At 31.8% G+C, this 6,477-nt stretch carries 7 protein-coding genes and 1 pseudogene; 6 read left to right on the top strand and 2 right to left on the bottom strand.

From position 1 onward, the window contains the following. The 6 genes and pseudogenes from ACKI67_RS05040 to ACKI67_RS05015 all read left to right on the top strand — a co-directional run. A pseudogene (locus ACKI67_RS05040) lies at nt 1–415 on the top strand (tRNA 4-thiouridine(8) synthase ThiI); the annotation flags it as partial. Nucleotides 416–439: 24 nt separating this feature from the next. Further along, nucleotides 440–1,033 (top strand): hypothetical protein, encoded by a 594-nt coding sequence (locus tag ACKI67_RS05035; protein WP_407462324.1) that lies wholly within the window; start codon nt 440–442, stop codon nt 1,031–1,033. 42 nt (nt 1,034–1,075) lie between these two features. Then, nucleotides 1,076–2,161 carry an acyltransferase gene (locus ACKI67_RS05030; RefSeq protein ID WP_407462322.1) on the top strand — a complete coding sequence of 362 codons (1,086 nt, stop codon included), beginning with the start codon at nt 1,076–1,078 and terminating at the stop codon, nt 2,159–2,161. A 108-nt stretch (nt 2,162–2,269) separates the two neighbouring features. Beyond that, entirely contained in the window at nt 2,270–3,403 is a 1,134-nt protein-coding gene (locus tag ACKI67_RS05025) for a TMEM175 family protein (protein ID WP_407462321.1), read from the top strand. Between the two features lie 420 nt (nt 3,404–3,823). Further along, nucleotides 3,824–4,921 carry a fructose-1,6-bisphosphate aldolase/phosphatase gene (gene fbp / locus ACKI67_RS05020; RefSeq protein ID WP_407462320.1) on the top strand — a complete coding sequence of 366 codons (1,098 nt, stop codon included), beginning with the start codon at nt 3,824–3,826 and terminating at the stop codon, nt 4,919–4,921. A 119-nt stretch (nt 4,922–5,040) separates the two neighbouring features. Next, the gene (locus ACKI67_RS05015; protein WP_407462319.1) at nt 5,041–5,412 is read left to right on the top strand and encodes a zinc ribbon domain-containing protein; all 372 of its coding nucleotides are present in this window, start codon (nt 5,041–5,043) and stop codon (nt 5,410–5,412) included. A gap of 53 nt (nt 5,413–5,465) precedes the next feature. On the opposite strand, the gene ACKI67_RS05010 is transcribed toward ACKI67_RS05015, so the two are convergent. After that, nucleotides 5,466–5,975: a GNAT family N-acetyltransferase gene (locus ACKI67_RS05010; RefSeq protein ID WP_407462318.1), complete on the bottom strand. Its 510-nt coding sequence runs from the start codon at nt 5,973–5,975 to the stop codon at nt 5,466–5,468. Nucleotides 5,976–6,100: 125 nt separating this feature from the next. Continuing rightward, nucleotides 6,101–6,298 carry a hypothetical protein gene (locus tag ACKI67_RS05005; RefSeq protein ID WP_407462316.1) on the bottom strand — a complete coding sequence of 66 codons (198 nt, stop codon included), beginning with the start codon at nt 6,296–6,298 and terminating at the stop codon, nt 6,101–6,103. Between the last annotated feature and the right edge of the window lie 179 nt (nt 6,299–6,477).

The raw sequence follows: 6,477 nt of genomic DNA, 5'->3' as shown, positions 1-6,477 counted from the left end.
GGATTATTTAAGCACCTGTAAGGCTGAGGCACCAGATAAGATGACCTGTGTCTTATGTAAATCAGGAATGTATAAGCTTGCAGGAAAGCTTGCCAAAAAGCTTCATGCAGAAGCGGTTATTGACGGAAGCAGTTTAGGTCAAGTAGCTTCTCAAACACTTCCAAACATTTTGGCAACTCGTGAAGATCTTGATGTTCCTGTATTAAGTCCACTTATCGGTCTTGATAAGGTTGAAATAACAAAAATAGCTGAAAAGATCGGAACTTTTGAAATATCTAAACGAGACGATGGTGGATGTAAGGCTGTGCCAAAATATCCTGAAACCAAAGCAGATTTGGAATTTGTCAAGCAGATCAAGGAAGATATTAATCAAGATGAAGAGCTCGAAAAGGCTTTTGAAACTATTGAATATTAATAGAAATTATATTGGAGAGATAATATGGAATTTAAAAATATTGGCATTGTGTATTTAATAGCAGGTTTATATTATATGATTGCTGAGACCATTTGTATATTTTCTGTAAATGATACATTGTTCAACATGTATGTTTTTCACACTATCTCTGATTTGGGAATTCCAAATGGCAATTGTCCCTTTTTCTTCTTAATGGACTCTGCATTTATTCTAATTGGTTTAGCATTAGTTTTTGCTAATTTTTATAAATTTAAAGATTTCATTATCAAGCATAAGGCATTTTTTTATATTTTTACTATAATGGCGTCTATTGGAGTGATTATGGTTGGTTTTATCCCTTGGGGAAATCCTTTAACCAATGGATATCACAATTTAGGTGCTATCATGGCAATTCTTGGCGGAAATCTGATGCTTTTAACTATTTCCAGGTCTATGGATGAGTTTGAAATCTATCAAAAGATTACATTGATTTTAGGAACCATAGGATTAATCGCATTTTTGATAATGTTTTTCAATATGGAAAGCATTTACATGCCTGTTTTCGAAAGATTGGCTGTTTATCCTCTCATTATTTGGCATTTGATGACTGGTGTTTATTTATTAAGGAAAAATCAATAATCAATGAATTCAAAAAACCATTAGCTGCGATAAGGTTTTCATATGGCTAAAACTAAATCCAAGCGCATATTTTATTTGGATGCACTGCGTGCAGTAGCAATTCTGACAGTTATAGCAGTTCATGTTTATGCTGTAACAAGAGTTCAGGTTATGGCAGATTTTGCCACAGGTCCAAGTTTGAGATGGCTCTTTTCCCAATTTACAGGAAATAACCTTAGGATTGGTGTGGACCTATTTTTAATGTTAGCTGGAGCGCTGTCTTTAGGTCGTGAATGGTCCATAAAGGAATTTTTAGGAAAGAGAATACCTCGTATTGTAGAGCCTTTTGTATTCTGGGGATTGCTCACTGGTGCAATTGCTATAATCATATCCTATTACTTTGGCTATAAGTTTATTTTTGCATTTGACATAAATTCCATATTGCACTTTTTCTATGGTGTTTTCATGTCAAAAGCTCCAGGATTTTCACCTTATTGGTTCTTTTGGATGATATTGGGAACCTATCTGATCATGCCTATTTTCAATAAGTGGCTCTTGCACAGTGAATTGGAAGAGGCAGAATATTTCTTGGTGTTCTGGCTGATAACAGCTTTATTTGACTTCACATTGAACATTGATTTCCCAATTAAATTGAATTATTTCGTCAGTCCGATAGGTTTGGTTGTAGCAGGATACTATTTGAGACATACAAAAAGAAAGCTATTGAACAATCCTTATTTCGCTTTGGCATTGACTCTTCTTTCTGCAATCTTGATAATGGTCATAGTTACCTATTTCTCAACTCCAACCAAATTCCATACAATCAACAGGTATTCATTGCCTATAACCCTTGAAGTGATTGGAGTGTTCCTATTGTTCAAAAACTTCAACAAGTTTGGATTGAATTTAGGCTTTATCAAGAATGAGAACAGCTTATTTAGAAGATTCACTTCATTGGTTGCAAAGTACAGTTATGGAATTTATTTGATTCAAGGTCTGTTTCTATGCATTTATCTTAAGATATTGCCTTCTGTGGAATATTTCAGCTATTGGATCATATTCTTCCTTTTGGTTGTATTCAGCTCAATGGTGACAATGTATCTCTTCAGCAAGGTGAAATATGTAAACAGGTTTATAGGCGCTAAATGATGGAAAACTGATTAAAAAAATCAATTCTCTTTTAGGGGCTAATGATGGAATGCTTAATCAATTTAATCAATTCTCAGTATATATATTAAAAGGAACAAAGGTATATTTATGAATACAAACAGATTTGAAACTTTCTTTGATGCAATTTTGGCGATTATCATTACCGTTCTGGTATTGAAGTTAACACAGCCTAGCGCCCCAACATTTGGTGCAGTTCTAGTCTTGAATGCCAGATATATTACTTATGCAATCTGTTTCTTAGTAATCTTTATGATATGGTATGATAACCATAATCTATTTCAGGTTGTAGAAGAGATAGATAATTTCGTTGTATCCATCTATGCTCTTGAAATATTTGCAATTAGTTTGCTTCCTTATTTTGCATCTTGGTTGGCTTTAAATTTGGAGTCTGTTCCAGCTGAAACAATGTTTGGAATCGATTTTCTTGCAATAGACATTTTATATATCCTATCAATTTATGCGGTTTATAAAGCAAATCCATATAATTGCGGATTGAATCAAACTAATTTTAGAAATGTTCTTTCATATATTCCGATAGCGATAATGATTTTAGGATTTTTGCTGACCTACAGTGGCTATGTTCAGGGAATCTATATATGCGTTTTGATTTCAGTTATCTGCTGGGTATTTTTTGCAAGGTTTAAAAGGCCAGATACTGGAAGTACAGATAGGTTTGAAGCATTTATCGATGCAATCATTGCGATTATAATCACAATTATCGTACTTGACATTCCAATGATTGCCAATGGAACATGGGATGCGTTCTTTGACATCAAATTTGAGTTTATAGTCTATGCAGTAAGTTTCATTGTCTGCTTTAATTACTGGAACTATAACAATAACCTTTTCAATATTGTAAATAAGGTGGATCATAAGGTTATTTGGATTATAGGATTCGCATTGTTCCTATTATCATTGATTCCATATTTGACTGTATTTGTTGCTGAAAACCATGATTCATTCATTCCTTGCTTCTTATATGGTTTGGATTTCATTTTGATAGTTTGCACTTCAATTTTCACATCAAAGATTTTAAAGGATTTGGATCCTGCAAATATTGCATTGCATTTAACTTTGGAGAATTTTAATCCTCTCATAATGATGATAGTCTGTGTATTGATTGGAATGGTGATTGGATATTTTGTTTATCCATTGGCTGTTGTAATAGCATGTTTGATTTCAATATTAGTTATGTGGGCAATTGCTTATTTAAACAAATAGCACAAACTAATTTTTATAAATACTTATTTTTTTACTCAAATATTTCAATTAATCCAATCCATTTTTTTTAATAAATTCTTATTTTTTCAAGTCTAAATATCGGATATTTTCCCTTTAAATCATAATTATTATATATCATATTAAATAAAAATAATAATGTATATTAAATAACTTAAGAACTGTTTTGGTTTCAAGTTATTTAATCGTATTTAGTTTGATGAATAATTTAATTATTTTATATTAGCTATTAATTCAGTAATTAATTATTATAACAATTAGTTATTAATAATATAATTATTTTTTAATAGTTAATTGCTATAATAGTTAATTATTATTCTTATTTTATGAATTAAAGCTAAATATGTACTGCTATTAGCTGAGTGTGAGTTAATAGTAATTTTAATACTGAGGTGTTTTAAGATGAAAACTACTGTTAGTGTAATCAAAGCTGATATTGGAAGTGTTTCTGGACACTGTGTATCTCATCCTGCATTAATGGAAAAATGTGATGAAGTATTATCTGGTGCTTTAGAAACTGGTATTCTTGAAGATTATTATATAACCCGTTGTGGTGACGACATTGATTTAATCATGACTCACAGAAACGGTGAATTAAACGAAGAAGTTCATAAAACTGCATACGACGCTTTCCTTCAAGCAACTGAAATTGCAAGGGACTTAAAATTATACGGTGCAGGTCAAGACTTATTAACTGACACCTTCTCTGGAAACGTAAAAGGTATGGGTCCAGGTTGTGCAGAAATGGAATTCGAAGAAAGAGGAAGTGACCCTGTAATTGTTTACTGTATGGACAAAACCGAACCAGGTGCATTCAACTTACCTATTTTCAGAATCTTCGCAGATCCATTCAACACTGCAGGTCTTGTAATCGACCCAAGTTTACACGACGGATTCAGTTTTGAAGTATTTGATGTAATGGAACACAAAAAAGTTATCTTAGACTGTCCTGAAGAAATGTACGACTTACTTGCTTTAATCGGTTCCACCGGCAGATACGTAATCAAAAGAGTATTCAAGAAAAACGGTGAAATCGCAGCTTCCGTAAGTACTGACAAATTAAACATGTTAGCTGGTGAATATGTAGGTAAAGACGACCCTGTAGCTATTGTAAGAGCTCAATCCGGTTTCCCAGCAAACGGTGAATGTGTAGAACCATTTGCATTCCCACACATGGTAAGTGGATGGATGAGAGGATCCCACAACGGTCCTATGATGCCAACCAGCCAAGAAGAAGCTAACCCAATCAGATTCGACGGACCTCCTAGAGTTGTAGGTTTAGGTTTCCAAGTAACTGATGCTAAATTGATTGGACCTGTAGACTTATTCGATGACCCTGCATTTGATGAAACCAGAAGACAATCTGCAAACATTGCTTCCTACATCAGAAGACATGGTCCATTCGAACCACACAGATTACCATCTGAAGAAATGGAATACACTTCATTACCTGGCGTAATGGAAAAATTAGAACCTAGATTCGAAGATATGGATGACTAATAGGTCATCTATTTCTTTTATTTTTTTATTTAATTTTTATTAGTTTCATTACATTGAAACAAATTAACTTGATTAAGATTTATCATTGTTTGGAATAAGTTATTTTTGGGGGAAAAATCATGACTTTTTGTCCAAGTTGTGGAGCTGAAAAGAAAGAAGGAAGTAAATTCTGCCATAATTGTGGATATGATTTTGAATCTGTTGGCGCTAGTGAAAGTCAAAATGCAGATTCTACTGTCCAATCAAATCAAAGTGCTGATGTAAATACACAATTTAATCAAAACCCTAGTTCTGGTGTGCAAAATCAGAATTCTCATACTATTGCTATGGTTTTAGGTTACATATGTGCTGTCCTAATACCTATATTGGGAATTGTTTTTGGAGGATATTTATACACTCGTCAAGAAGTAGATGCCAAAAAGCATGGAAAATATATCCTTATACTTTCTGTAGTCATATGGGTCCTTTCTATCTTAGTGATGAATTCATAAATTTTTGATTTAAACTATTTCTCTTTTTTTTATTTTTTCCAATTCTCTTTTTATTATTTTTCTAAAAACATAGCCATTTCTCGTGTTTCATTTCCATAAATGTCTGTATTTTCCTTATCACAAAAATATTCGAATCTTAATTTTTCTAAGACTCTTTTTGATTGGTGGTTTTCATATCTGCAGCTGGCATGGATTTTTTCGACTTTCAAATCTTCAAAAGCGTGCTTTAATAGTTCTTCAGCTGCTTCAACAACTAATCCTTGGCCCCAATATTCCTCTCCAATCCAATATCCCAATTCCACTCCATCTTCTCCCCAGAAGTGATTAGTGTATGGATAGAATAAAAGACCTATAGCTCCTATTGCATTGTCATTAATTGTAATTGCATAAGTTTCTTTTTTGGAAAAAACAGTCTTAATAATCTCTAGGCTTTCATCAACACTTTCATGTGGTGGCCAACCTCCAATAGGTCCGATTTTAGGGTTCTTTGCAAAATGGTATAAGCATTCTGCATCACTTTCCTTCCATGGTCTAAGGACTAGTCTTTCTGTTTTTAGAATCATATTAAAAATTTTATTCAATGAATTATTTATTGTTTATGATTTGAAAAAATAAGTATAAAATAAGATGGAATAATTATAAAAAAAGTAATAGAATAAAGAAGTAAAAAAATAAAAAAAGTTAATAATTAGATAACACCAAGAGCATCTAATTCTTCAATGACAATGTCATGAGAAATTTTAGTCATGATTTCTCTAATCAATACATTTTTTTTACCTTTATTAGTGTAACCGTTTTTTTCCAAGATATTAATTAATTGTTCTTCAGTAAGATCTTCTAAGATAATTCTAATTTCAGTAACATCAATATCTGTCATAATAGACATCTCCCATTTTTAATCCAAATAATTTTTAAATTTAATTTTTAAATTTTAAGAACTTAGAATTTTTCAAAATTAAAAATTGTTCTTATTATGTTGAATAAATATTTATTAATGAAAGTATTTAAATTTTTAGTTTTTATTCTATCAAATAGTTTGTATATATAAGAATATTTTTTACTATT

The organism is Methanobrevibacter sp. (assembly GCF_045577275.1).
GTDB lineage: Archaea > Methanobacteriota > Methanobacteria > Methanobacteriales > Methanobacteriaceae > Methanobrevibacter.
Note: the sequence above shows the minus strand (reverse complement) of the source record. Positions and strands in the feature narration are given on the sequence as shown.